Consider the following 25,479-nt stretch of genomic DNA (forward strand, 5'->3'; position numbering starts at 1 on the left):
GTTCATGTTCACATTTTTCTCTGTTCTGGCGCGATCGCACTGAACTCTCTCAATCCCCTTGCCCGGACTCTCAAATGTGAACTGTGGAGCTTAACTCTGACTTACCCAACGAAGATTGAATAAGTCAGAGCAATCTCAAGCCCACAACGCCAAAACCTGGCAAGAACAAGGATTTATTGCAACTGGCGGTTAAAGAAACGATGCCTGCGGCGGTAAACTACGCATCCTATTGCAGATGTTTCTTCAATTCAGCAGCAGCTTGAACAAACAGAGAACGAACTGCCGGAACCTCGGCTAAACCATTCAGTAGTCCGAAGTCATGAATCATGCCGTTGTACTGCACAGTTGTCACCTCGACCCCAGCTTGATCCAACTTGCGTCCATAGGCTGTGCCCTCGTCATGCAAGATATCGCTCTCTGCAACTACAATTAACGCTGGAGGCAAGCCTTTGAGTTGCTCAACCGTTGCCTGTAGGGGAGAAGCATAAATGTCTTTGCGCTTTTCTGGGTCAGCGATGTACATGTCATACATCCACTTCATCGTTGGTACAGTCAGAAAACGCTGATCGCCAAATTGGTGATAAGAATTCGTTTCAAAATCAGCATCTACAATAGGCCACATGAGGATTTGCAGCTTAATGTGCGGACCTCCTTTGGCTTTTGCCGTCAAAGTAGTTACAGCCGTCATATTACCGCCCACACTGTTGCCTACAACTGCCAGATTTTTGCCGTCAACATCAATCTCCTCACCATGCTCGGCAACCCATTTGGTCGCGGCATAGATTTCATTAATAGCTTGTGGATACTGAGCGTCTGGAGTGCGAGTGTAGTTGACAAAGACAGCCGCAAAACCTGAAAGCACAACGAGATCGCGAACCATGCGCTTGTGCGTTGGGTAATCGCCCAGTACCCAACCGCCGCCATGAATAAAGATGAAAACAGGCAATGTGCCTTTGACCCCTTCAGGTCGCACGATGTTGAGCGTAATTGGATAACCGTCAGCGGTAATCGTCTTCTCAGACTCCTCAATGCCTGAAAGATCGACTTTAACAGAAGCCTGTGCATCCACAAGTACTTGACGTGCTTCGAGTGGAGTTAATGTCTCTAACGCCACACCCCCTGAATTCAGTAATTTCAAAAATGCCTTCACTTCGCTGGAAAGACGTGGATCATCTGCGACTTCCAAAATTTTTGCTGCTTGCGAGTTTACTTGAGCAACCATGACATTCTCCTTTTGATGAATAGTAAACAATCTGTTGAAATGGCACTGTTAAGCTAATTAACTTGACAGTGTTAATTGATGGACAATGATTGTAGATTACAATAACTTTCTATCGATATCGCTTCCCAGTCGAAATTATTTCCTGCTGGTAGTTAGTATGGTGTCCTCCTTTACAACGTGAGTGGTCAGAAAGCGATGAATATGGTCTGCGATCGCATCTCCTTCCTCTTCCAAGGCAAAATGTCCGGTATCAAGTAAATGAAACTCAACGTCTTTCAGGTCGCGTTTGTAGGGTTCAGCGCCTTCAGCAGGAAAGATGTAGTCATTCTTACCCCAAACAATGAGGGTGGGTGGTTGATGTTTGCGGAAATATTCTTGCCATTGCGGATATAATGGTGGATTGGTGCCATAGCTATAGAGCAGCGCCAGCTGAATCTGATCGTTGCCGGGGCGATCGAGGAAGAGTTGATCCATGTTCCAGGTATCAGGGCTGATCGCTTCCAGATTACGAACGCCGTTGGTATATTGCCACTTGGTTGCTTCCAGGGTGACAAGGTGTTTGAGCTTGTCAGCATTCTCAGGAGAAGGGTCTTGCCAGTAAGCCTTGATTGGGTCCCAAAATTCGCGCAGACCTTCCTCGTAGGCATTCCCGTTTTGGACAATGAGTGCTTCCACTTGCTCTGGATATTTAGCCGCAATCCGATAACCAATGGGAGCGCCATAATCCATGACGTAAAGGCTATAGCGTTTGAGATCGATCGCGGTAATAAATTTCTCCACGATCTGGGCTAGGCGATCAAACGTGTAATCAAACTCATTCACGGTTGGCATCGAACTGTTGCCGTAACCCGGATAATCAGGTGCAACCAGATGGAAGCGATCGCCAAGCGCAGACATCAGATTGCGGAACATGTGAGATGAGGTTGGGAAGCCGTGCAACAGCAGAATTGTCGGATTACTGCGGGAACCAGCTTCTCGATAAAAGATATTTAAACCATCAATCTCGATTGTGTGAAATGTGGTCATTACTTTGCTCCTTGTAAGGTTATTTGAATCTTCAATTCCATTTTCCAAAATTTAAACATCGTAAATTCGGTGAGGATTTTATCTAAGGATTTGTGTAAAAATAACCTGAACAATTTTTATATGAAAGCTAGATTTAGCAAGCTATTCCAAATAAATTTTGTACAACTTATTTTTACATAATCCCTACCTAAGTCTTCAAATCTGTGCCATACCGCCATCGACAAACAGCTCGATACCGTTCACAAAGCTGCTGTCGTCTGAAGCGAGAAAGACAACGGCTTTGGCAATCTCATCGGGCGTGCCTACTCTTCCCAACGGGATGGTGCTGACTTGGCTGGTCACGAATTCCTGCACCTGCTGATCGCTCAGTCCCAAGAGATTGTAACCGGGAGTAGGAATCACGCCAGGACTAATGGCGTTAACCCGGATCTTGCGCTCTTTGAGGTCGAGTGTCCAATTACGGGCAAACGATCGCACGGCGGCTTTGGTAGCGCTATAAACACTGAAGGCTGGGGTGCCCTTTATGGAAGTGATTGAGGCGTTCAGAATAATGGAAGCACCTTCTGGCAACAGAGGCAGTGCCTTCTGCACGGTGAACAGCAAACCTTTGACGTTAGTGTTGAACGTTTTGTCAAAGTGTTCTTCGGTGATTGAGCCGAGTGGGGCGAGTTCTCCACCGCCAGCATTGGCGAAGATTACATCGAGGTGTCCTTGCTCTTGTTTGATCGTGGCGAACAGGCGATCGATATCTGCGAGATTCGACACATCACTCTGAACAGCAGTAACATTTTCTCCAATTTTCTTCACCGCATCATCAAGTTCGTTTTGACGACGACCAGTGATAAAGACGTAAGCCCCCTCTTTTACGAAGCGTTGGGCTGTAGCGAGTCCGATCCCACTGTTACCACCCGTCACCAGTGCGATCTTACCTGTAAGTTTACCCGCCATAAAATTTCTCCCTTTGTGTGAATTTCGCATTGAAGTTTGCCCTGAATGCGCTGGATAATTACGCCGATAACCGAGGGCGCTGACAAAATCACCCGCGATTGTGGGTAGGTAGAAAATAGGTATTATGTACAGGGTAGCTCTCCGGGCAAACCCAGCATTTCGTCGCCGATCTCGGTGGAAATGCGCTCAAATAGCGCCATGTCCGGTGCTTCTGTCTCATCCAGTGTACCAACTGCTGCGATTAGCCGAGCAAAGGCACTCGGCGCAGCAACGACCAACCCGCGAGCTGGCTGATCACTGAGCGCAGCAACCACATGGGGTTTGCCAGCAGGAATCAGGAAGCTGTCGCCAGCACTCAGCACAACCTTTTTCTCACCCGCCCAGACTGTAAACTCCCCTTCTAGCACATAGAGTTGTTCGGAATAGCGCGTGTGGCGATGGGGGGGTGTTTGTGTGCCGGGAGGAAAGTAGCCTTCGATCAGATCGTACTGACCTCCGGTAGTGGTGTGGTCGGCAACGATATTGAGACGAGTGCCAAAAAGCCAGAGAGATTGTGCCATCAGATTGCTCCTGTTGATTAATTGCTTGCGTAATAAGCAGTAATTTTGGTTGAGTGTTTAAGAATCAGGAAACGAGAAGATAGTTCTCTCTCTTTAGGCAAAGACCAGATGCGGATGGTTTTGTCGGCACTGCTGCTGGCTATCATGTCTCCATGCGGACTGAAAGCTACTGACCGGACGGCTTGCTCGTGGCCTGTCAAATTCTCCAAGAGTTTGCCGTCAGGCAGTCCCCACAACTTGATGGTTCTGTCATAGCTACCACTAGCTAACCTCTTGCCATCGGGGCTGAAAGCTACTGACCACACAACTCCTGAATGTCCAGGTAGGGAGTGCAACAATTGACCAGTGGGCATTTGCCAGAGTTTCACTGTCCCATCATCGCTGCCACTCGCTAAAGCTCGTCCATCAGGACTAAAAGCCACTGAGCGTAGGGCTTGTGAATGAGCATTCAGGGTTTCTAGGACAACACCATCCCTGAGTCGCCAAATTTTGAGTGTGCCACCCTCATTGCCGCTAGCTAAGGTCTGCCCATCCGCACTAAAAGCAACAGTCCTTACCCAATCTCCATCCGAGAACTTATGGACTTGTGCGCCAGTCTGCACGTTCCAGATGCGGATGGTTTTGTCAGCACTACCACTAGCTAACCACTTTCCGTTGGGGCTGATGGCAACAGCTTCTACATCATCTGTATGAGCATCTAGGGTACGAAGCAGTTGCCCCGTCTCTAGATTCCAGAGTTTAATCCGGTTATCCCAACTGCCACTAGCAAGGAGCTTGCTATCTGGACTGATGGCAAGGCTGACTATTGCATCGCCGTGTCCTTTTAAAGTATAAAGTAAGGTGTTACTAGACAGATCCCAAATTTTAATTTGTTTATCGTAACTGCCACTGGCGAGGAAGCGTCCATCAGGGCTGATTGCGATCGCATAAAGCCAAGTAGAATTTCCTTGGAGAGTACGTAAAGGTTGAGTGGTTGCAACAGAGATAGTAGCGACGCTAGCGTTTCGAGAGAGGGAAAATAGGCTAGCAAAACTCTTAGTAGCAACCAACATGATTAGGGTGCTGATTCCCAATGCTGCTGAATATTTCCAGGTAATTTGTTTCGATCTCATAACTGGATATTCCTTGTTTGCTTGGGAGAATAATCTGACTGGCACCAACTGCTCCCCGGTGTCGGAGACTAACAGTTTTTCTGGGATTTGAGATGGAGACACTTTTTCCTTCGCTTTTTGTTGTTTATTCCGATGTTCAATCCAGCGTCGCATCAGAAATAAAAGGATTGTTGTGACCATCCCTACTAGCGCAATCGGGGTTAAATAGGTCCAATGCTCTGACATTTTGTCCCAAACGTGCCAAGTGAGTAGGAAAATGGCTAAGTAAGTCAGGGTATGTAACCGCCTCCAATTTTTTTTCAGTGTTTTGACACTCCAGTTATTAGAAGTAATTGCTAATAGGGTAAAAATTATGAAGGTTGATATACCTTGGATATAAATACAATAGGTATTAGGATCTAAAAAATCAATATCTCTCTTTTTCACTAAAAGGAACCCATGAAGCAAAGCCAAGCAGAAAGCTAGAATACCGATGATTCGTCGGTACTTTAACAGCCATTTGGGAAGACTCGCCCGGTTACTTTGAGGAAAAATGATTCTGAGATTGGTGGGCATTAAGGTGAGAATATAAGCTCCTAAAGCTAGAAATCCCAGGCTGTTTTCTAACGGTGCTGTATCGATTGCCGCCATGACTAATCCACCTTAATTTTTCAATGAAAGCCACTTTTTTATGAGTTAAATATTTCCTACACCCACATCAGCGAGTCAGGTCAAAGCTTGCTAGCGCCAGACTGATATATTCATCAAACGCTACTGTTAACTGAGTTAAAGCTTGAGATTTACTGACTCATTTCTGACTTGTGACTACTTTTCTTATGACTTTTATTGTGTTTAATGATTTGCAGTGACAATAGCTGCCATCAACTGCTTAATGTTCCAGCGATCGCTATACCGAATTCCATTAATAAACAGTGCTGGGGTAGCCGTTACTCCACTTTTTAATCCACTTTGAATATCTTCATTGATGTGATCAATGTACACTTTTTTAGATATATCTTGCAGAAAGTGGTAAATATCAAGTCCTAGATTATTAGCATATTCCACCAGATAGCCGTTTCCCAATTCTTGTTGATGGCTGAACAGCATTTCATGCATTGGCCAAAATTGACCTTGGACAGCAGCCGCTTCAGCCGCTTCAGCCGTACGTTGAGCATGAGAATGAATCTCTATCTGTGGAAAATGACGGAAGATAAAGCATAAGTAACCCTCTCCAAAAGAAACACTAAGCTGTCGCCCAATGACTTTAATCAGCCTATAAACGTCCGCACTCTCAAGACATTGATAGTCCCCATACATCACCAGCACCACGGCGGCATTCAGCACCCCTTTTATGTGATCCTGTATTGAAGGTGGAACGAATAACGAACTGCGGTCACGGTCAAAACTCACTGAGACCTCCGAAGAAGAAAATGCTCATCGTCAGTGATCTCTTCTAAAATCCTTGTACTACCTGAGCTAAAATCTAGTTTTTGGAAAGGTCTAAGTCATTCAGAAGAAAATTAGATGGTGCCTTAACGAAATGTAATAAAGTATACCAAAAACCCCACTTCCATTCCTCTCTCCGTTGGCGTCAGCCTGCCGTTAGGCAAGCGGAGAAAGGCTTTGAAACCCCCATTACCTTGTAGATAAGGGGGGCTAGGTGGGTTAGGTTTCCGAGCCTCAGAAGTTACCAAAAATACTTTTCAAACATTCTCTAAGGCTTAAAAACACCCCCACTGGTGCCCTCCCCCGCAGCCTGCTAGCAAAGTTTTTTTCTTATCTAGAGCAGCATTTCTATTTTGAGATTGAGTTTGTTTGATGCTGTAATTAATTTTCAGGGCATCGTCTCCTAATGTATTGTGCTTTTTAATCGCTGTGTTTAAGGTAGGTGCATTCAGATTATTCTCTAGAGTTACACCCTGATTGATTTTGGCAATAGCAGAGTTTCCAGAGAAAGCTATTGCGCCAACGATTACGACTCCTAAACCTTTAGCCAAATTCCAAACATCCATAATTGTATTCCGCCTTTTTTACCAATTCTAAATTTTCTTTGGCATCAATTAACTAGAGGATTTCGCCGCCAGTGAGCAACTAAATATTTACATACTTTTGTTGAAGCTTTGGAGGCTTTCTGTACAAATATATGTAATTAACTCTAACTTGTCGTCCACTAAAAGTTGAAACTTTTGTACAATACAATGATTGATAAATCAGTCCATATAAAAATGGAAGGTTGGCTACAACTAAAGTTGTCATCAAAATTTCAACTTGAGGACAACTTATTTACAAATTGACAATTCCTCGTTTAACAGCAATAATCACGGCTTGAGTGCGATCGCTCACTCCCAATTTACTTAAAATTCGATTAACGTGAGATTTGACGGTGCTTTCACCGATACTCAAAGTACTGCTAATTTCTAAATTACTCATTCCTTGCGCCATTAAACGGAGTACATCTAGTTCTCGCTCACTCAGTTCTGGATTGCTCATCCTCTGCACCAGTTTTGCCCCTACTTCGGGTGGAATATACTGCTGACCGCGATGAATCGTGCGAATGGCACTCAGAAGTTCGTTGGGTTTAGCATCCTTGAGCAAATATCCTTTAGCGCCTGCCTGTAAACCACGATAAATATCTTCATCACCATCGTAGGTAGTTAGCACAACAATTCGAGCAGCTTTAAATTCAGCACAAATCGCACTAATGGTTTCAACTCCTGCCATATGCGGCATTCGTAAATCCATTAGCGTTACATCTGGTTGGTATTCACGAAAAAGAGCGATCGCCTGTTGTCCATCTTCTGCTTGAGCAATCACCGTCATCTCTGGATCACGGTTAATGATGGTTGCCAATCCTTGCCTGACAATGGAATGATCGTCAACAATCAGAACCCGAATAGTCGTTGATTGGCTCATAATTATTAAGAATTAGAAATTGAGCTACTACAGGTTGCCTTTGTAACCAGTGCATTTTTTATATTCTCACTCTCGATTGACAATGACAACAATTTCTGTTCCTTGCCCAGGTTGGCTCAGAATACTCAGTTGTGCTCCAATGTGTTCTGCACGCTCGCTCATTCCCAGCAATCCAAATCCACCAACAGGTGGGATGCTACCAACCCCAAAACCCCGTCCATCGTCTTTAACGCGCAAAATACATTGTGTATTTTCATATACTAACTCAACACGAACTTCAGCAGCAGCAGCGTATTTTATGGCATTGGTTAATGCTTCCTGTCCAATCCGTAGTAAGTTATTCTCAATCTCGGCAGGCATTGAATAGGCTGTACCTTTAATTTCGTAGATCACAGATGTATCGGCAGCGACTCTCATCTGAGTCACCAGATAATAAAAGGCGCTATGCAAGCTGCCATCTTCTAATAGCTGGGGACGGAGTGCTGCCACTGATCGCCGTGCCTCGGCAAGCCCAGCTCGTGCCAAATCCTCCACCATTTCAAGGTGTGCCTGTGTCGCTTCTAAATCATCCGTTAGCACTTGTGTTGCTGCTCCTACATTTAGCAGAATACCAGTTAAGGCTTGTGCTAGGGTGTCATGAATTTCTCGCGCCATGCGGTTGCGTTCTTCCAGAATTGAGGCGGCTTCGGCACGTTTGCGTTCACGCAGTGCAGCGTTTCGCTGTTCGCTAATGTCGGTAATGAGACTGTAGAAGCCTCTCACTTGAGCATCGCGATCAAAATCGGGGAGCAAGGTAGCGCTGATGCACCTTTGGCCAAGCGAAAAAGGAATTTCTGCTTCCAGGGTTACAGTTTGCCCTTGAAACACTTGATTAATAGACGACTCAACCCGTTGATAAACCGTCTCACCTAAAAGTTCATGAACAGACTTGCCCAAAATCTCATCTCGACTAAGGTTAAACCAGACTTCATAAGTGCGGTTGACAAACCGATAGCGCTGATTTGCATCCACGTAGCTGATCAAAGCAGGCAGAGCGTCGGTGATTAGTCGTAATTCCTGTTCTCGCTCGCGCAGTGCAGTTTCGCTTTTCTGTAACGCCGATGTTCGTTGGGCTACCTGTTGTTCTAAGGTGCGGTTATAGTCGGCTAGCAGTCGCTCGGCTTGTCTTTGCTCCGTGATGTCTTGAACGGCTGTAATCGCATAAGCCACGTTACCCTGCTCATCAAATACTGGAGTTCCCCATGCCTCAACTGGAATTGTTGCGTTATTTCGGCGAATTTCTGCATCGTCGATCCTAGTGTGTTCACCGCTCAACGCCCGCATTACTGGCAGTTTCTCAGTTGGATATTTTTGATCCGTTCCTGCTAAATAAATTTGATAAACCTCTGAGATTTGCTCCAGTGTTACAGAAGGTTCAATCTCTTTGCCCAATAGCTGAATTGCCCGTTGATTGAAGTAGTAAGGACTACCTACCGCATCCATGATTCCAATTCCTATTGGAATTGCTTCTAGAAATTGAGTCATCTGACTTTCGCTAGCTCGTAGCTTTGAATAGAGTTTGGCATTTTCGATCGCAATAGCTGCCTGGGTTGATAATAGATGCAGAACTTGCGATCGCTCCGGTGTAAATGCCCCAGCCGCTAACTGATTTTCCAGATACAACACGCCCACGAGTTTAGCTTGATTCAGCAGAGGTAAACATAAGATTGATTGAGTTTGATTGTGTTGAATATATGACTCATTAATAAAATTACCTTCACGAGTTGCATCATTTAAGATGACAGATTCATGAGTCCGGATCACATAATGAATAATTGATTCAGGCAGTTGATTTGCAGTTGGAATGGATTGCAGCACTCGCGTAGCACAGGAATCTTCACCCTCGTTGAGTTCATAAGAAGCTTCAATCACCCATTCTCCTGAGTTTTCCAAAATCAAAAATCCTGTTTGCGCGCCAGCATTTTCGATTAATATCTTCATTAAGGAACTGAGTAACTTATCCAGTTCAATTTCACTAGAAATCGCTTGTGATGCTTTCATCACTGCTACTAAGTCGAAAGCGATGTGTGAGGTATTAGAGGTGGTTGTAGAAGTTTTGGGGATTGGCGCGTAAGCCATGCCCGACGACTGAGAAAATAGCTGCGGATATCGATTTTCTAAATCTTTGACTTTCGCAGCTGCTCCCCATCGTTCATAGCAGTAATGTGCTTCCTTCATGTAAGTTTGGGCGATTTTTTCTCTACCTCTTGCCAGATAATGTTTAGCAGTTAATTCGTATGCTAATGCTTCTTCTTGCAAATACTCGTTGTCTTTAGCCCTTTGAATGACTTGCTCGTAGAATTCTTCTGCCTCAACCAACTGACCCAAAACTCGTGCTGTCTCTGCTTGCACTAAATAATATTTATGCAAATGATTCATGGGCGCGTAATGTGCCCATTGCTTTATTTTATCCTGGCTAACGGCAATTTTTTTGAGGATTTCCTCTTGCGCTTGAGTACTGCTTTCAGGGTATATTGCGAGTCTTGTCAAAGCATCATATAGGTAGTAAAAAGGCGCAATAGGTGTGCCTATTATTCGGATTAAATAACGTTCTGCTATGGTTGAGTTTTCAAGTGCCTGAGCATACTCAGAAAATAGGTAGCACAGGAAAAGTTTATTGAAATAGACATTAAAGATTGCAGTTCCATCATTTGTTGCTTCGTGTTGTGGCAATCCATTCTCCTCATTGTAGAATTTGCCAATTAAACGGGTTGGATTGACCGAGTATCCCATCAAATTTGCGATCGCCTGATGAAATATTTGATTCCAGGTTAGTGCTGTTTCCTGTTTGATTTGACGAATTGCTTCATTGTATTCCCTCATCTCGCGTTCAACCTCCACGAGTTCGTTTCCGACAACATAGGAGTTAAAGCAATAAGAGTGAGCGCTATAGGCAGCAAACTCTAAATCTCCGGTTTCTAGCCCACTTTGATAGGCTTCTACTAATGGCTGTAATGTGTCTCTCACATGATCTTTCCAATGAATGATGAAGGTATTCACGATGAGCGATGTTCTAGCTCTGAGTGAATGGGACTTAGGTTGTGACAACTGCCTTAAAGCTAACTGTCCAAACTCGTAGCCCGTCTCGATGTCTTCGACCTTTCCACACAGAACTAATCCAAAGTTGGCATAAGCAAAGGAAGATGCAAACGAATTTCCATGCTCCAATGACAAGCTGACTTGTTTAGATACCAGTAAGATCATTAAATCAGGAGCGGCAATCCATGCCGCAATCGTAATTCTAGATAGGATTCGCATTGCTGCTAACTTGTCTGGCTCAGTCATTTCCGGCAAATGTAGCAAGTCCTTAATCTGTTTCTCACTAAAGAGCGATGTGATTGCGTCTAGTTCAAGCTGAATATCTAACTGACTGGGTGTTTCGCAAAAACTGATCCCCAGTTGCTGCAACACTTGCAATCCAGTGTTAATTGCTTTTAATAAGTGGTTCTGCGCGATGTAAGTTTGAATTTTGACTTCGTAAACTTTTACGATGTCCAGAATATTTTTAGCTTCTTGTAGAACGATCGCTACCCAGGATTCTACCTGTTCAAAATCGCCACACAAATAAGCTAATTCTGTTGTTTCTAAATATAAATCTAATGTCAAGTCATAGTTTGTTTGCCAGCTACACGCTGCCAGCCAAACTCTTGCTGTGGCTAAATATTTTTTCCCTACAATATAGGCGATCGCAGCTTTTGCTTTCTGCCCTGCAATTAAATTTAATCTCGCAATTTCATTGCGTTCGGGTTGATCTGTGACAAGCTCAATCCCATGATTAAGATGATCAACAATTTCAAACAACCTGTCTGATAGTCGCTCCGGCAAGGTTTTTCCGAGGAGATTACGACCGATTTGTAAATGAACAACTTGTTTCTGCGACTCATCGATTAAGATATATGCTGCTTGCTGCACGCGATCGTGCAAGAACTTATACTCTTGAATTAACAAGTCTTCGTCTAATTCAGATAGAGGTTGAATTAACCCAGCTTGGATCGCTGCCAGTAAATCCCGGAAAATCGCTTTAGGACTTTTATCACAAACAATCGACAATGTATCTAAATTAAATTCCGCCCCAACACAAGCGGCTAAACGGAGAATTTGCTGTGTAACCTCTGGTAGCTTCTTCAACTTGTGAAGCATCAACTCCAGAACATTATCGGTAATATTTTGGGCTTGAATCTGAGCAATATTCCACTGCCAGCTTAAGTTTTCAACATCAAATATCAGCAGATTTTCGCTATACAGCATTTTCAAAAATTCACTGACAAAGAAAGGATTCCCCTCAGTTTTACGCAACACCAACTCAGCTAAGGAGCGAACAGTGTCTGCATTTTGATGTAGCGTCTCGGCAATTAACTGAGATAACGGCTCAAGCATTAAGGGTGCTAAGATAATTTCCGGAAGCACTGCCCCTTGTTTTCGCAGTCTTTCTAATGTTAATATCAGTGGATGCGTTGGATTTACTTCATTATCTCGATAGGCTCCAATCAAAAATAGAAATTGGGTTTGCTCATCCAGCAGCATCAGTTCGATTAACTTCAGCGTTCCTGAGTCTATCCACTGCAAATCATCTAAGAAGATCGTCAGAGGATGTGACTCTGAACAAAATACCCGCAAAAATTGCCCAAAGATTCGATGAAAGCGATTTTGAGCTTCATCGGCTCCAACGGACGGTACAGGGAGCTGTTTGCCGATAATTAATTCCACTTCCGGGATGATATCAATGATAATTTGTGCGTTGGTTCCCAAAGCTGTTAGAAGGTGCGATCGCCACTGTTGCACTTGTTCATCTGATTCACCGAGTAGTTGCTGCACCAATTTTTGCAGGGCATCTGCGATCGCGCTGTAGGGAATATTGCGCTGGAATTGATCAAATTTACCAGAGATAAAATAGCCGCGTTTTTGGGTAATTGGTTTATATATTTCCTGCACTAACGCAGATTTCCCAATTCCAGCGTAGCCAGATACCAACATCATTTCGACTTTGAATGTTGAGTTATCTGTTGATTCCTGTTTTGAAGTGTTTTGTGCATGGTTTTGTGAAGAAGCAACGCGGTCAAAAGCCGCCAGTAACATTGCAACTTCCTTGTCCCGTCCATACAGTTTTTGGGGAATTTGAAACTGATCCCAAACGTCTTGAAGACCCAGTTGAATGTTACCAATTTGTCCAATTTCTTCTATTTGGTAAGCACAAAATTCTAAATCCGCTTTGATTCCCCAAGCACTCTGATAGCGATCCTCTGCGTTTTTCGCCATCAATTTCAAAACGATATCTGAAACGGCTTTAGGGATCGCTGCATTCAGTTGGTGAGGTGGAACAGGCGCTTTAGCAATATGACAATGGACTAGCTCAAGGATGTTTGTTATCGGAAACGGCAGATGTCCGGTTAAAAGTTCGTAGAACGTCACACCAAGGGAGTAAAAATCGCTGCGGTAATCAAGCAAACGGTTCATGCGCCCTGTTTGCTCTGGAGACAGGTAGGCGATTGTGCCTTCTAACACATGAGGACTTTTGAAAGTCGGATTCGTGCGATTAAATTGGGTCGCAATCCCGAAGTCAATGATTTTGACAACGCCAGTATCTGGATTGAGAACAATGTTTCCCGGATTGATGTCCTTATGAATGACATTAGCTGCATGGATTCTACCCAGAATGTCTGTGAGGGCGATCGCAAGACCAAGAAAAGTGGATAAGGGCATGGGGCAGAAGTTCTCTGGGCGCTTGTGCATCCATTGCTCAAGGGACTCTCCGCCAAAATCTTCTAAGAGAATTACCAGAGTGCGTTGATAGTCCTGCTGGCTGTATGCCTTGATAACTCCTTCCAAATTGAGGCAACGGGTAATTTTATATTCCTGTCTGTAGCGAGTTAGTTCTTGAGATGAGGGATAATCAAGCTTTAGCATTTTTACAACGATCCCTACTCCATCGTCTCTGATGCCTCGATACACTAGAGAATTAGAACTTTCGTAGATTTTTTTTTGGATGGCAATACCAGGTAGAGCAATCATAAAGCAACTCTTGAGAGTATGATCTGGCATACCTCAAACTATACAGCAATTCTCATTATGAGAATAATTACTGCTACATAAACTCTGGACATCCTTGGACATCCAACATTTATTTGACGTTTCATTGGGTGGAGTCGGCACCATTTCCCTCCGCGTCCAGACACGGTAAAGCAAAGCCGTGTTTTATACTTATCGTCCTAACTTTTCTAGGTTTTTTGCGGCATTCTGGTCCCTATCTAAGCTGATTCTACAGCTTTGGCAGTCGAACATACGCTGTTGTGAATTTAATTTTAACTGTGTTTTGAGCGATGAAAGCACTTTCTTTTAATTCCTCTTAACACTGTGATTTGCTATTATTTGCTATTATTTAATAATCCTAAGTTTTGAATAAAATTGTCAACAAAAATCGTGTACAGGGTTTTGCATTGTTGTACAGGTTTGTCTACGATTTTGTATACTTAGAACAAGCTCTTTTATTTTATTCTATAAATATTTGAAAGATTTCAACAGGAGGTTCACAAATGAAGATTTTTGTTGCAGGCGCAACGGGAGCGATCGGTCGTCCGTTAATCGCGCAACTGCTGGCGAAAGGACATGAAGTGGTGGCTCTGAGCCGTTCTCCAGAAAGAGCCAGGACTTTAGCAGAAAAAGGTGTAGAACCGGCGATTAGGCAGAGCCTACGCTTCGCGATCGCAGATGTATTCGATGTAGATGCTGTCAAAGCTGCTATCACCCGCACTCAGCCGGAAGTAGTGATTGAACAACTCACTTCTCTGCCCAAAACCTACACTGGCGAGTCGATGAGTGCAGCAGCACCACTAAATACTCGCATCCGTCGAGAAGGGGGTGCCAATGTGCTGGCAGCAGCGCAAGCAGCTGGTGTGCGCCGTTATCTGAGGCAGTCGATCGCATTTTGGGCGGTTCCCGGTGCCGGCTTGGCAGACGAAGAAACGCCACTAGCTTTTGATGCCTCGCCTGCGGTTGCAGCAGATGCTCACATAGTCACTGAGATCGAGCATTGCTTACTCGAAACGCCCAACTTAGAAGGGATTGCTTTGCGTTATGGCTTTCTCTACGGACCCGGTACCTGGTTTGCTCCCGATGACGATGTTGCTCAACAGGTGCGCCAGCAAAAGTTCCCGATCGTTGGCAATGGCGAAGGCGTATGGTCGTGGTTACATATTGAGGATGCAGCGATCGCTACAGTTGCGGCAGTGGAGCGGGGTAATCCTGGCATTTACCTGATTACGGACGATCGTCCCTTAGCGGTTCGTCAGTGGCTCTCTGCTTATGCCCAATGGCTCAATGCTCCACCACCTCCCCAGGTATCGGTTGAGGATGCTCTGCGAATTAGTGGTGCCGATGCCGTCTATTATGGTACTCAGATGCGAGGTGCATCGAATGCTAAAGCAAAACGCGAATTAAATTTTCAGCCTCGACCCTTGGAATGGATGGTTAACACCGCCGTGGCTCATGCCAGTTAACAATTTATAGGGAGAAGTTTAAAGATGAAGATTGCTCAATATGGAACAGCGATTGTGGTAATCCATGCGATCATAAACGGATTGCATGGTTTAGCACATGTGGAAATCCCAGTTGCCCTCTCTCTTGTTCAGAGTTTGTTTGTAGGTATTGTGATTTTTCCGATTCCGATCATTGCAGCCGTTTTACTTTGGACACAGTTCTACCGCATTGGTAGCTGGCTATTGCTCAGTTCAATAGCAGGATCGCTGCTTTTTGGAATCTACAATCATTTAATCGTGATTAGTCCTGATCATCTGTCTCAAGTTTCCTTTGCAGGTTGGGGTCTGGTTTTCCAAATCACAGCCATCCTGATATTAATTGTGGATGGATTCGGCTGTTGGATTGGCATCTGGGCATTGAAAACGATTCGGCAACCAGAAACGGTTATATGAGTTATTTCGTATTTTCCCTAAATACCACTGCTGGCTCTAAATGGGGAGCAGTTTTTTTCATTAGACACGCACAGCAAATTATCCAATTTCTCATGGCACGGTATCGAACATGAACCACACACTCAAGAATAAACGCGCACTCATTACCGGCGGCAGTCGCGGCATCGGGGCAGCGATCGTCAAGCGTTTAGCAAGTCTTGGCGCTGATGTCGCCTTCACCTATGCCAGCTCACCCGATCGCGCTAACGAAATCGTGCAGACAGCGCAGGCGCTAGGCGTCCAAGCTGTTGCCATCCAAGCCGACAGTGCCGAAGCTAGTGCGGTGGTTGCTGCTGTTGAGCAGACTGTGGACAAATTCGGCGGCATTGATATTCTCGTTAACAATGCGGGCGTGCTGGCGATGGGAGCGATCGATGATTTCGCACTCGCGGACTTCGATCGAACCATCGCCGTTAACGTGCGTGCCGTGTTTGTGGCGACGCAAGCCGCAGTCAAGCACATGAAAGAGGGCGGACGCATCATCAACATCGGCAGCACCAACGCCGAACGTATGCCATTTCCTGGTGGCGGCGTTTATGCCATGAGTAAATCTGCTCTGCAAGGGCTTGTGCAAGGGCTGTCGCGTGACCTTGGCCCGCGCGGGATTACGATCAACAACGTACAGCCAGGACCGATCGCTACGGATATGAATCCCTCGGAGGGTGAGTTTGCCGAAATGCTCAAAAAGCACATAGCGGTAGTTCGCTACGGCACAGTCGAAGAGGTTGCGGGGCTGGTTGCTTATCTGGCTGGTCCTGAGTCCGGTTACATCACCGGCGCAAACCTGATGATTGACGGAGGGTTCAGCGCTTGACACTCCCACGCCTGAAGGCAATGGGATTCTTGGTTCAACGAAACCACTCAACCTCGCATTTACTTCTCATAGAGGTTGATCAAATATGTTCGATCTCGACCAAACTATTAAAGACCGGCACTCAACACGCAAATTCTTATCCCAACCAGTGCCACGGACTTTGCTCTAAGTCCGTTGAAAAAACCTCTCGTTTCAGAGTAATTGAAAAAAGGAGAAAAACCATGACTCATACCAACTTATCTACAGCTACACAGGAAGCGGCAACTGATACTATTCTGGATATCGATCTTGATGTTCAAGCTGAAAAAGGGCCAGACCTGCGGAAAGATCATCCCAAAAGCCACGGCTTAGTTTGGGGAGAATTTATTATTGAAGGCAACATTCCCCAATCATTAAAGGTTGGCATTTTCGCTCAGTCTCAGACCTATCCAATTTGGGTGCGTTTCTCAAATGCTTCCGATGCCGAGAAGCGCGGTAAATTCAAGTCTGATTCAGAACCCGATATTCGAGCAATGGCGATCAAACTCATGGATGTAGAGGGTCAAAAAGTACTGGATGATGAGCAGGAAACTCAAGATTTTCTGCTGATTAATACTCCGATCTTTTTTGTGAAAAATGCTCAAGGGTTTGCCGCCCTCACGAAAGCAAGTGTTGGTAAGGCAGATCCAGAAGAATTGCGATCGCTAGCCCCCACTTTTGAAATCCTTAAGGCCGTGACCAGCAAACAAGTTGCCAATCCTTTGCTGATTCAATACTGGAGTACAACGCCCTATCAATTGGGTTCTCAGTCCATCAAATTTTCCGTAAAACCTCAACAGCAAGAGTCTCCCAATTCGATCCCCGACTCCGAGAATTATTTGCGTGAAGCAATGGTCGCCCATCTGTCGGCAGACTCTCAAGAGGCCACCTTTGACTTTCTGGTGCAGTGCTATGTCAATGACGAGAAAACCCCTATCGAAGATCCGATGCAAGAGTGGAAAGAGGAAGACTCACCGTTTATTAAGCTTGCAACTATTAGAATTCCCCCTCAGAAATTCGACTTCCAGGAGCGGGATCGGTTGAATGAGGGACTCTCCTTCAACCCCTGGCATACCCTGACTGAACACGCGCCCCTGGGTAGCGTTAACTTAGCTCGCAAGAAGGTTTATCAAGAAATCGCCAAGGCTCGACGGGACTATATACAACACCGCATTCAAGAACCACAATCTCACAGTTCAGTCTTGGATGACCCTCAGTAGTCTCTCTTTAGGGATTTCCAAGAAATCTTATTATCCAATCTTCTGGGGTGGGCATCCTGCCCGCCTTTGGCTACGGACGCTCTAAAAGTTGGAAAATTTCTCATCAATATTTTGGGATTGCAAAAATAATGATGAGAAAATTTTCTTTAGAAGTTTTGTCGTCCTGGCAATTTTATTTACCTAAAAACAGCAGAGGTACAAAAGGAGAATATCATGACTCAATATGACTACATTGTGATTGGTGCAGGTTCGGCAGGCTGCGTTGTCGCCAACCGTCTGACAGAAGACAGTGAAACAACAGTGTTATTACTGGAAGCTGGCAACCCAGATACTAAACCGGAAATTAAAATCCCGTTGGAATGCACAAATCTACTAGGCTCCGAGGTGGATTGGGGATATTTCTCTGAACCAGAACCGTACCTCAATAACCGCAAAATCTTTTGTCCTCGTGGCAAAGTTTTGGGCGGCAGCAGTTCGATTAATTTCCTGCTTTATGTCCGAGGCAATCATCACGATTATGACCACTGGCAGGAATTGGGTAATCCCGGTTGGAGTTACCAAAATGTACTGCCAGATTTCAAGAAATCTGAGAACCAGCAACGCGGTGCCTCCGAATACCACGGTGTGAATGGCGAGTTGAACGTGACCGATATCATTTCCCCGGCTGCAATCTCCCAACGATTTGTAGACGCATCTGTGGCAATGGGATATGACAACAATCCTGATTTCAACGGAATGCAGCAGTCAGGGGCAGGATTCTATCAGTTCACGGTCAAGGATGGTAAACGGCACAGTACCGCAGCAGCATTTCTTCTGCCCATTCTCCAACGTCCCAATTTGACAACGATGACAGGAGCATTAGTGACTCGATTGTTGTTTGAAGGAACCCGCACCGTTGGGGTGGAATATATGCACGAAGGAAGGTTGCACCAAGCCAGGGTCAATCAGGAAGTGATTTTAAGTGCTGGCGCGTTCGATTCGCCCAAGCTGCTGATGCTTTCCGGCATTGGTAATGCAGAACACCTGCAAGCTATGGGGATTTCTGTAGTCGTTGACTTGCCAGGTGTCGGTCAAAACCTCCAAGACCATGTTTTAGTTCCTATGGCATACGAGGCAACTCAGGATTTACAACCTGCAATTACTAGTAATGGCATTGCTGAAGCTGGATTGTTTTTGCATAGTGAGGGGAATCAGGAGGTTGTACCAGATTTACAGCTTTTTTTCGGGCCGATTCTGTGGGCACCTCCTGGCTATCTCAACTCTGGTGTAGGCTTCACGGGTCTAGTCAGTTTGACCCATCCCCAAAATATTGGAAGTGTCAAGTTGCGTCCTGCCGGAGGCAGCAGCGCTTCGCGATCGCCTGACCCCAAAGACGCACCAATCATTCGGATGAACTATCTCCAAAGTCAATCCGATGTGCAAAAGCTCGTTGAAGGAGTTAAATTAATGCGCCAATTATTTCATACCAGTGCCTTTGATGAGTTTCGAGGCAGAGAAGTCGCACCTGGTGCCGACGTTCAGAGCGATGAGGCACTCGTTGCGTACATCCGGGAAACTTGCGGTACTGTGTTTCATCCGGTCGGCAGCTGCAAAATGGGAACTGACCCAATGGCGGTTGTAGACCCCGAATTACGGGTATATGGGGTTGAGGGGTTACGTGTCGTAGATGCATCAATCATGCCAACTCTAACCACGGGAAATACTAACGCGCCCACAATTATGATCGGCGAAAAAGCAGCCGATTTAATCAAGCCGCAGGTGGTGTTTCAGAGTAAGCAGATCAGTGCAATTGCAAACTAACTCGCTGGCGCGATTTCTAAATATTGTATTCACCTTGGGCGATCGCATTCCTCTCAAGGACATCGTTCTAGCAACTTCTGTTAAAGTTTTCTGCCATCGCGCAATCTACAAATAAAGCGCATTTCAAAAATTAGGTGCTTGCAAAAGTTTTCGGTCTACTGACTGTGACGTTGAAAAAAATTCCAAATTGTTTCACTGGCGTTAAGCCCCAGTTTAGCATTGAATTTATTTAGGCTCTCGTCAGTTGAAGAACCACCAGGCCAAAAATGTCCACCGTTTACTACTGCTAGCTGCCAAACTTCTGAGTTGCCACTACAACCTTTGTAGAGAGAGGTTTTCACTTGAACTTCAGAAAACTGCGGAGATTGATTCGATGAGGTACATTGATCGTGCGATCGCCAAAAATCTACCATGTCTGAGATCGAAACCAGCGCTCCTCGTTGAGTGTGATCATCACCTTCATAAAGTACATCGCGATCGTTTGTACCGTTGATCATTAACATCGATATGGGAGTTTTAGGCTGACAATTAGGTTTAAGTCTAACTGGGAGCGAACCAGCTACTGATGCAAAACCAGCAATTTTATCAGGTAATTTACAGGCCAATGCTTGGGTAAGTATTCCACCTCTAGAAAAACCGGTGGCATAAACTTTATGACTATCAATACTGATTTGCTGCTGAAGATGATCAATCAAAGCACTGACAAACAAAACATCATCTACCCTTCCTTGAGCGTTACCTCTAAGACTCCATTTTTGGTCAATCCCATCTGGATAAACAACAATAAATCCTTTTTGATCTGCTAATTCATTGAAGTGAGTCACATTACTTATAGACCGACCACTACCATCATCCCCATGAAACACTAAAACTAACGGCATCGGGCGGTCTGGATTATAAGATTTTGGAGTATAAAAATAGTAAGTACGTAACTTTCCTTGGTCATATAGTTCTCCATAATTATCACCATTCACGATTTGTTCTTTAGCTATATTTCTTTCTTCAGCCTGGATGGAATTGGAGGCTGTCACTAAAGTAATTGTAAGTATAAATATAAGAAAATTTTTAAGAAATCGAGAATTATGATATATATTCATAGTTATCAAATTGAATCGATTAAGGTACTTTCATTCACTTCCAAAGTCTTATTTGCCAGCAAAGTTTTACCTCATCGTTTCATATTCAAATCTCCATCAATCAATTTGCTTGATTTCTCTACAGCATTTCTCAATAATTTGTGAACATATATTCTCACCTAATCTTTAGGATTATAGGAAGTTTTGCCTATTACACGACTTAATTGGTTTGCTGTGTTGTTCTCAGTTTAAAATACTAAGTAAGAAGAGACAGTGGACTAAAGTCATAATTTCAGTATGACTTTAGTCACATAGCAGTTCTCGTTTGGATGTAACACATGGTAGTGGCACAGCAATGCTCATACGTGTCAACTTAAGCTCAAACCCGTTTAAAACCTCGTTTCCAACCTCTGGCTGGGAACGAGACAGTCTCTAAAAGCTAGTTATAGACTGGTTTTTACGTTAAGTTGACACCAATGAGCAATGCTGTACCCTTACGAGTGGTCTGTATTCTATGCAATTGAAAACCGCTATATTTTGGACTTTGGAGAAAAAAAAAGGTGTTCGCGCGTAATGTTTCACCCTATCCCACCAAGAATCCTTGAGTATTTATACTTAATTATTCTCCCCGTCCATACCCACCGAATTATTATCTCCTGGCAGATGGTTTTATTCAAACGAGCGTCAGGGCAAGTCAAGAGACATCGCCCTTTGTAATATCTGCGCTTTCACGCTTACTTCATGAGAGCGCTATTGTTAGTCAGTGTAATCTTGAGTCTTTGGTTGATAAATTTGCGGTGCAAGAATTACTTGAATTTGCTTTTCCTGGCATTTTTGAGAAAAAGCGCGAATTTGAGCTTCTTCATCTCCCTCAATTGACAAAGATTTCAAAAATCCCTGAAATCCTAAAAAGGCTAATTCGTAGATAGCTTTTTGACTAAAAGCACCTTCAAAATAGCCAGTGTGGGTATCAACACCTTGAGGATCTCTATTATTAATAGACTTCCGAATAAATGCCAAAGTTAGTAAAACATAATTCCCAAAATTTATCGCTGGCTTTTGGATGGCAGAACTAACAATACCTATGCGATCGCTCCGATCATCTTTATAATCTGTACAGTCAAAATATGTAAATAAATCTGCGGGCGGAACCTCCTTTTCGGAAATTTCAGTTATCTCTTCAAGTTTTCTATGTTCGCTACTAGAAGAACGAATTTCTAAATAGTTATGAGGTTTGTCGAGTGTGTAATCTTTCTCATAGTCTTGTTTCTCTAAATTAACAACTCCATATCTGGGTGTGTGACCAACTGTATCATTTTTATTATTGAAATGCTTAACTGTTATATTGCCAAGCCTGTAGCCACTAATACGAGTTCGTGCGGGAAAACTAAAGTAATTTGCAGCAGTGGAGGTAAATCGTAACGCTAAGTCTCCCTCATTACAAAAGATATAAGCTTCTTCGCACCGACGTAAAGAAGAACGAAGAAAATTAGCTCGTCCTGGCAAGATAGTTTCTACAGGAACATCAGGTGCAACTAGCACAAGTCTGCCTAAGCGAAATACATTGCCAATATCTGAATTAGGTTCTTTATTAATAGATTTAACGTCAAAAACATCAGAGAGGATACGAATTACATTTGTAACTACAAAACAACCCATACTATGACTAATAAATGACAATTTAATGCGTTTATTAGAGGGTAATTTTACAGTAACATCAAGCTGTCTGATCAATTCAACTAAGTCTGTTACACCATAATTAATCGCTCTATAAGTATCACGAAAATAAGTAGATATTCTGAGAAAAATTAATGTAAAAATAATTAAAGATACAATGCCAGATAAAATTAACAACACCGTAAAAAAGTGGACAGCGCTATTACTCAAAATATCTAGGAACAACAAAACTATAGCAGACCATATACTAATTGTTAGTCCCAGAACTAAAAAGATAGCTGGTAAAATTGGCAAAGAATACAGTGCGTTGATTAGCTTTTGCCCAAAGGAACCAGACTCATCTGTTTTTATGGGATTTTCCGAAGGCCATCTATATCCTATAAAAATATACTTATTTGGTTGCTGAATATGTGTATTAACATAATCATAAATCTTTTTGCAGCCTATCTCTGTATCAGATGGTGTAGAACTATATCCATGAATATTTATAATAATTTCTGGTTCTGGGCTTGATTGCAAACTTTTAGCAATTTTCTCAATCATCTCTTTGGCTGAAGGTTCAGCTTGTTCATCATTGATGTTAAAAAACTTTTGATTAACAACTGTTAATAAATAGTTGTTAGAATTATTTTCTTCTGTCTCAACATTGAGTTTGGCAGTACTAACTACAAAATAACCAGAGATTTTTTCCTGGTTATTTTTCTTAAATTCGTAAATTTGATACGGTTGATCGTCTAGCAGATTTTTCTTATCAAGAGAGTTCGTCATGTCTATTTTCCTTTACAATTTAGGTTAACTATATCGCTTAGAGACTCCATTTGCTCACACTCTGAAGGTAAGTAATCAAAGTATTCTATCAGATAATAAGCAGATTGAGATATTACTATCAAGATTATTAGTTCAATTTTTACCTGGCAAACTGGCTGTTACTAATATTACTAGAGGCGTTATCTTTTGAGTTGATTGCAATCACTAAACACTCATTTGGAACTCTGGGAAGCATATCGTTAAAAGCAGGAGTATAACGACCATCTTCATCAACAACTCTACGGAGAGTATACTCACCAGCTCTAGAAAGTCCGCCGAACCAAACGTTCTTTCTGTGCCAAATATTTCCATTGAGAGAATTTTTGTCTTGGGACATTGTAAAATTTATAATCAATGTTGAAATTGGTATTCCCAGTAAAATAGGTATAATTTGAGCTTGCTGCAAAGTTTCATCTTCAAACTGAATTTTGTAATTTACCTCAAACCATTGAGCTAAATGTAGTAATATCCAGCCAGGAATCGAGTTATGAAAAGTCCACTGCAAGGGTGCAAAGACGGGTAAAACTAAAGTTCTGTTCTGTGTGTCCCATTCTAAATTGTACATAGTGATGCAAGTATCTGGCAGTGGATTGCCATCCATAAAAAACACACCTTTAAGCACAGATGGTAAGTTTGTTTGTTTGATTGGAATCATCCAGGTTGCAATATTATTGAGTTGTTTTTTCTCGATTAATTCGCTCATAATTTCCGAAATTCGTAGCTTTTTTAAACGCAAAGGAACGCTGAGGGAAGCGCAGAGGGGCGCTGAGTTTTGCCAATTTTAATTCGCTATGAACTTATGAAATTCTGTAGTAAGACAATCTCAAAAAGCCATAACAATTACCAACTCATAACTCAGCACTCACTACTCACAGTTGTTGAGCAAAACCTTGTAGCACTAAATTATTGGGAGTAACGGCAGTCACTTTTTCAAAATCCCACTTGACTTCTGTAATTGAGTCCCATTGATAGTTCTTGAACAGATGTAAACAGAAAATCTTGATAAAGCCAATTGATAAGGATCTACCAGGACAGGCTCGCTCATGTCCTTCGCCGTTCCAAGATAAGATATCTGAAAAATTCCGCGTTAGGTCAAAATCATCTGGATTTTGGTATCTGTTGGCATCCCGATTAGCTGTAAAAATAGAACCAAGCAAGCGAGTACCTTTTTGGAATGGACATTTTTGTTCTCCAATCTCAACTTCATCCGCTTCAGTAGTGAGTTGGCTAACAAATCGCACAGGTGGATAGAGACGAGCCGTTTCCAAAATCACTTGATTGAGAAGTGTTGACTGTTCTAGTGCGTCTGAGTCTAAACTTTCCTTGCCATTCCAAACTGCATTGACTTCTGACACTACATTATTTCTGAGGGCATTATCCAAGCATAAAACACCAATAACAGATCCCAAAAGCCCACTCGTGCCAGCAGTACCGGCAATATGAATCATATCGAAAAGGCTATTAGCGATTTGGTGTTCGTTTAACTGATACTGAGCGCCTGTTTCAAAGTAAGATGCCCATTTAGCAGATTGTTGATATCGCTTGGTTAAATACTGACGATGCCGAATATTTGGTGCTGTTAATATTGCCAGCAGATACTTGCTAATAAAATTTGGCAAGGATGCGAGAACCAAACCTTTTATGTAACTACTTGATGCTGTGATTTCTTCCTCAGATAAAGATATCTGAAAAACCAGTTCGTGCAAAATCGACAGCATGATCTTTGGCAAATCGTTGCCGATATGTAATTTGCTCTGTCCAGCAGCCTCTAACAGGTTTTGCTCAACTAGATACCCTAAAAAGTCTATCTGTTCTGACGGTTCCGGTAAGGCTTGTGAGAACACAGCACGTAGTCCTGTGTGTTCGTTCCCGTTTGTTCCCAAGCTCAGAGGATTATCGAGCAGGTAGCTAGGAGCTAATATTCTGATGATACCTAAATCATTTCCTCGCAGTTGTGGTTGGGTTTGCATTAGTTCTCTCACTTGGGTGTGAGAAGAATGCATGATTGCTTGGTCTACTGCAAAATACTTGTCTCCAATATTATCTTTACGGATGTAGAGAAAGTCTCGCCATGCGTTGAGCATGATTGACGCATCCATGTAATAAAAAATCAAGCGTAGAAACTTGCCGATCGCAGTGTCATAACCTACTTTGACTAGTATAGGTGCAAGCCATAGCTGGCGATCGTGACCTTTGAGGACTTTATCTTTAAGTGTCATAATATTTATTTTGGGGCATGGGGCATTGGGCATTGGGCATTGGGCATGGGGCATGGGGCATGGTTTTCCCCTTCTTTCCCTCAGT

Annotated in this window: 20 protein-coding genes; 6 read left to right on the forward strand and 14 right to left on the reverse strand. The window is 43.5% G+C overall.

Features of this window, described 5'->3' with window-relative positions; translation table 11 throughout:
• Nucleotides 1-226: 226 nt before the first annotated feature.
• From V7K31_RS29305 to V7K31_RS32010, 10 genes are all read right to left on the reverse strand, one after another.
• Nucleotides 227-1,222: an alpha/beta hydrolase gene (locus V7K31_RS29305; protein ID WP_335099581.1), complete on the reverse strand. Its 996-nt coding sequence runs from the start codon at nucleotides 1,220-1,222 to the stop codon at nucleotides 227-229.
• Between the two features lie 135 nt (nucleotides 1,223-1,357).
• Nucleotides 1,358-2,248, reverse strand: coding sequence for an alpha/beta fold hydrolase (locus tag V7K31_RS29310; protein ID WP_335099584.1), 891 nt, complete (start codon nucleotides 2,246-2,248; stop codon nucleotides 1,358-1,360).
• Between the two features lie 195 nt (nucleotides 2,249-2,443).
• On the reverse strand, nucleotides 2,444-3,196 hold the full coding sequence (locus V7K31_RS29315; RefSeq protein WP_335099586.1) for an SDR family oxidoreductase: 753 nt from the start codon (nucleotides 3,194-3,196) through the stop codon (nucleotides 2,444-2,446).
• 122 nt (nucleotides 3,197-3,318) lie between these two features.
• Nucleotides 3,319-3,756 carry a cupin domain-containing protein gene (locus tag V7K31_RS29320; protein WP_335099589.1) on the reverse strand — a complete coding sequence of 146 codons (438 nt, stop codon included), beginning with the start codon at nucleotides 3,754-3,756 and terminating at the stop codon, nucleotides 3,319-3,321.
• A gap of 17 nt (nucleotides 3,757-3,773) precedes the next feature.
• Nucleotides 3,774-5,498 carry a ferric reductase-like transmembrane domain-containing protein gene (locus V7K31_RS29325; protein ID WP_335099592.1) on the reverse strand — a complete coding sequence of 575 codons (1,725 nt, stop codon included), beginning with the start codon at nucleotides 5,496-5,498 and terminating at the stop codon, nucleotides 3,774-3,776.
• Between the two features lie 201 nt (nucleotides 5,499-5,699).
• Entirely contained in the window at nucleotides 5,700-6,257 is a 558-nt protein-coding gene (locus V7K31_RS29330) for a DsbA family protein (RefSeq protein WP_335099594.1), read from the reverse strand.
• Between the two features lie 311 nt (nucleotides 6,258-6,568).
• A complete protein-coding gene (locus tag V7K31_RS29335) occupies nucleotides 6,569-6,859 on the reverse strand; it encodes a hypothetical protein (RefSeq protein WP_335099597.1) in 291 nt (96 codons plus the stop codon).
• 271 nt (nucleotides 6,860-7,130) lie between these two features.
• Nucleotides 7,131-7,760, reverse strand: coding sequence for a response regulator transcription factor (locus V7K31_RS29340; RefSeq protein WP_335099599.1), 630 nt, complete (start codon nucleotides 7,758-7,760; stop codon nucleotides 7,131-7,133).
• A 66-nt stretch (nucleotides 7,761-7,826) separates the two neighbouring features.
• Nucleotides 7,827-13,808 (reverse strand): AAA family ATPase, encoded by a 5,982-nt coding sequence (locus tag V7K31_RS29345; protein ID WP_335099601.1) that lies wholly within the window; start codon nucleotides 13,806-13,808, stop codon nucleotides 7,827-7,829.
• Nucleotides 13,809-13,997: 189 nt separating this feature from the next.
• The gene (locus V7K31_RS32010) at nucleotides 13,998-14,126 is read right to left on the reverse strand and encodes a zinc ribbon domain-containing protein (RefSeq protein WP_442941407.1); all 129 of its coding nucleotides are present in this window, start codon (nucleotides 14,124-14,126) and stop codon (nucleotides 13,998-14,000) included.
• Nucleotides 14,127-14,329: 203 nt separating this feature from the next.
• On the opposite strand from V7K31_RS32010, the gene V7K31_RS29350 reads away from it, so the two are divergent.
• The 6 genes from V7K31_RS29350 to V7K31_RS29375 all read left to right on the forward strand — a co-directional run bounded on the left by V7K31_RS29350 (nucleotide 14,330) and on the right by V7K31_RS29375 (nucleotide 19,730).
• Nucleotides 14,330-15,292, forward strand: coding sequence for an NAD-dependent epimerase/dehydratase family protein (locus V7K31_RS29350; protein WP_335099604.1), 963 nt, complete (start codon nucleotides 14,330-14,332; stop codon nucleotides 15,290-15,292).
• A 24-nt stretch (nucleotides 15,293-15,316) separates the two neighbouring features.
• Nucleotides 15,317-15,724, forward strand: a complete 408-nt coding sequence (locus V7K31_RS29355; protein ID WP_335099607.1) for a hypothetical protein — start codon at nucleotides 15,317-15,319, stop codon at nucleotides 15,722-15,724.
• Nucleotides 15,725-15,833: 109 nt separating this feature from the next.
• Nucleotides 15,834-16,577, forward strand: a complete 744-nt coding sequence (locus V7K31_RS29360; RefSeq protein ID WP_335099610.1) for an SDR family oxidoreductase — start codon at nucleotides 15,834-15,836, stop codon at nucleotides 16,575-16,577.
• Between the two features lie 221 nt (nucleotides 16,578-16,798).
• The gene (locus V7K31_RS29365; RefSeq protein WP_335099612.1) at nucleotides 16,799-17,815 is read left to right on the forward strand and encodes a catalase family protein; all 1,017 of its coding nucleotides are present in this window, start codon (nucleotides 16,799-16,801) and stop codon (nucleotides 17,813-17,815) included.
• Between the two features lie 213 nt (nucleotides 17,816-18,028).
• Nucleotides 18,029-19,615, forward strand: coding sequence for a GMC family oxidoreductase (locus tag V7K31_RS29370; protein WP_335099615.1), 1,587 nt, complete (start codon nucleotides 18,029-18,031; stop codon nucleotides 19,613-19,615).
• Complete coding sequence (locus V7K31_RS29375; protein WP_335099617.1) at nucleotides 19,605-19,730, forward strand: hypothetical protein; 126 nt, start codon at nucleotides 19,605-19,607, stop codon at nucleotides 19,728-19,730. The genes V7K31_RS29370 and V7K31_RS29375 overlap by 11 nt, the downstream gene beginning before the upstream one ends.
• Nucleotides 19,731-19,770: 40 nt before the next feature.
• Here V7K31_RS29375 and V7K31_RS29380 read toward each other — a convergent pair whose 3' ends face one another.
• The 4 genes from V7K31_RS29380 to V7K31_RS29395 form a co-directional block, all read right to left on the reverse strand.
• Nucleotides 19,771-20,646, reverse strand: coding sequence for an extracellular catalytic domain type 1 short-chain-length polyhydroxyalkanoate depolymerase (locus V7K31_RS29380; protein WP_335099619.1), 876 nt, complete (start codon nucleotides 20,644-20,646; stop codon nucleotides 19,771-19,773).
• An 801-nt stretch (nucleotides 20,647-21,447) separates the two neighbouring features.
• Nucleotides 21,448-23,136 carry an alpha/beta hydrolase gene (locus V7K31_RS29385; protein ID WP_335099622.1) on the reverse strand — a complete coding sequence of 563 codons (1,689 nt, stop codon included), beginning with the start codon at nucleotides 23,134-23,136 and terminating at the stop codon, nucleotides 21,448-21,450.
• Between the two features lie 139 nt (nucleotides 23,137-23,275).
• Nucleotides 23,276-23,878, reverse strand: a complete 603-nt coding sequence (locus V7K31_RS29390) for a hypothetical protein (protein ID WP_335099625.1) — start codon at nucleotides 23,876-23,878, stop codon at nucleotides 23,276-23,278.
• 166 nt (nucleotides 23,879-24,044) lie between these two features.
• Nucleotides 24,045-25,394 (reverse strand): cytochrome P450, encoded by a 1,350-nt coding sequence (locus V7K31_RS29395; protein WP_335099763.1) that lies wholly within the window; start codon nucleotides 25,392-25,394, stop codon nucleotides 24,045-24,047.
• Between the last annotated feature and the right edge of the window lie 85 nt (nucleotides 25,395-25,479).

Source organism: Nostoc sp., assembly GCF_036917675.1.
Classification (GTDB): Bacteria; Cyanobacteriota; Cyanobacteriia; order Cyanobacteriales; family Nostocaceae; genus Nostoc.

What these genes read in the sequence shown, in the direction of transcription:
- V7K31_RS29305 (WP_335099581.1), bottom strand. Translation starts at nt 1,222, where the DNA reads ATGGTTGCTCAAGTAAACTCGCAAGCAGCAAAAATTTTGGAAGTCGCA.
- V7K31_RS29310 (WP_335099584.1), bottom strand. Translation starts at nt 2,248, where the DNA reads ATGACCACATTTCACACAATCGAGATTGATGGTTTAAATATCTTTTAT.
- V7K31_RS29315 (WP_335099586.1), bottom strand. Translation starts at nt 3,196, where the DNA reads ATGGCGGGTAAACTTACAGGTAAGATCGCACTGGTGACGGGTGGTAAC.
- V7K31_RS29320 (WP_335099589.1), bottom strand. Translation starts at nt 3,756, where the DNA reads ATGGCACAATCTCTCTGGCTTTTTGGCACTCGTCTCAATATCGTTGCC.
- V7K31_RS29325 (WP_335099592.1), bottom strand. Translation starts at nt 5,498, where the DNA reads ATGGCGGCAATCGATACAGCACCGTTAGAAAACAGCCTGGGATTTCTA.
- V7K31_RS29335 (WP_335099597.1), bottom strand. Translation starts at nt 6,859, where the DNA reads ATGGATGTTTGGAATTTGGCTAAAGGTTTAGGAGTCGTAATCGTTGGC.
- V7K31_RS29340 (WP_335099599.1), bottom strand. Translation starts at nt 7,760, where the DNA reads ATGAGCCAATCAACGACTATTCGGGTTCTGATTGTTGACGATCATTCC.
- V7K31_RS29345 (WP_335099601.1), bottom strand. Translation starts at nt 13,808, where the DNA reads ATGATTGCTCTACCTGGTATTGCCATCCAAAAAAAAATCTACGAAAGT.
- V7K31_RS29350 (WP_335099604.1), top strand. Translation starts at nt 14,330, where the DNA reads ATGAAGATTTTTGTTGCAGGCGCAACGGGAGCGATCGGTCGTCCGTTA.
- V7K31_RS29355 (WP_335099607.1), top strand. Translation starts at nt 15,317, where the DNA reads ATGAAGATTGCTCAATATGGAACAGCGATTGTGGTAATCCATGCGATC.
- V7K31_RS29360 (WP_335099610.1), top strand. Translation starts at nt 15,834, where the DNA reads ATGAACCACACACTCAAGAATAAACGCGCACTCATTACCGGCGGCAGT.
- V7K31_RS29365 (WP_335099612.1), top strand. Translation starts at nt 16,799, where the DNA reads ATGACTCATACCAACTTATCTACAGCTACACAGGAAGCGGCAACTGAT.
- V7K31_RS29370 (WP_335099615.1), top strand. Translation starts at nt 18,029, where the DNA reads ATGACTCAATATGACTACATTGTGATTGGTGCAGGTTCGGCAGGCTGC.
- V7K31_RS29385 (WP_335099622.1), bottom strand. Translation starts at nt 23,136, where the DNA reads ATGACGAACTCTCTTGATAAGAAAAATCTGCTAGACGATCAACCGTAT.
- V7K31_RS29390 (WP_335099625.1), bottom strand. Translation starts at nt 23,878, where the DNA reads ATGAGCGAATTAATCGAGAAAAAACAACTCAATAATATTGCAACCTGG.
- V7K31_RS29395 (WP_335099763.1), bottom strand. Translation starts at nt 25,394, where the DNA reads ATGACACTTAAAGATAAAGTCCTCAAAGGTCACGATCGCCAGCTATGG.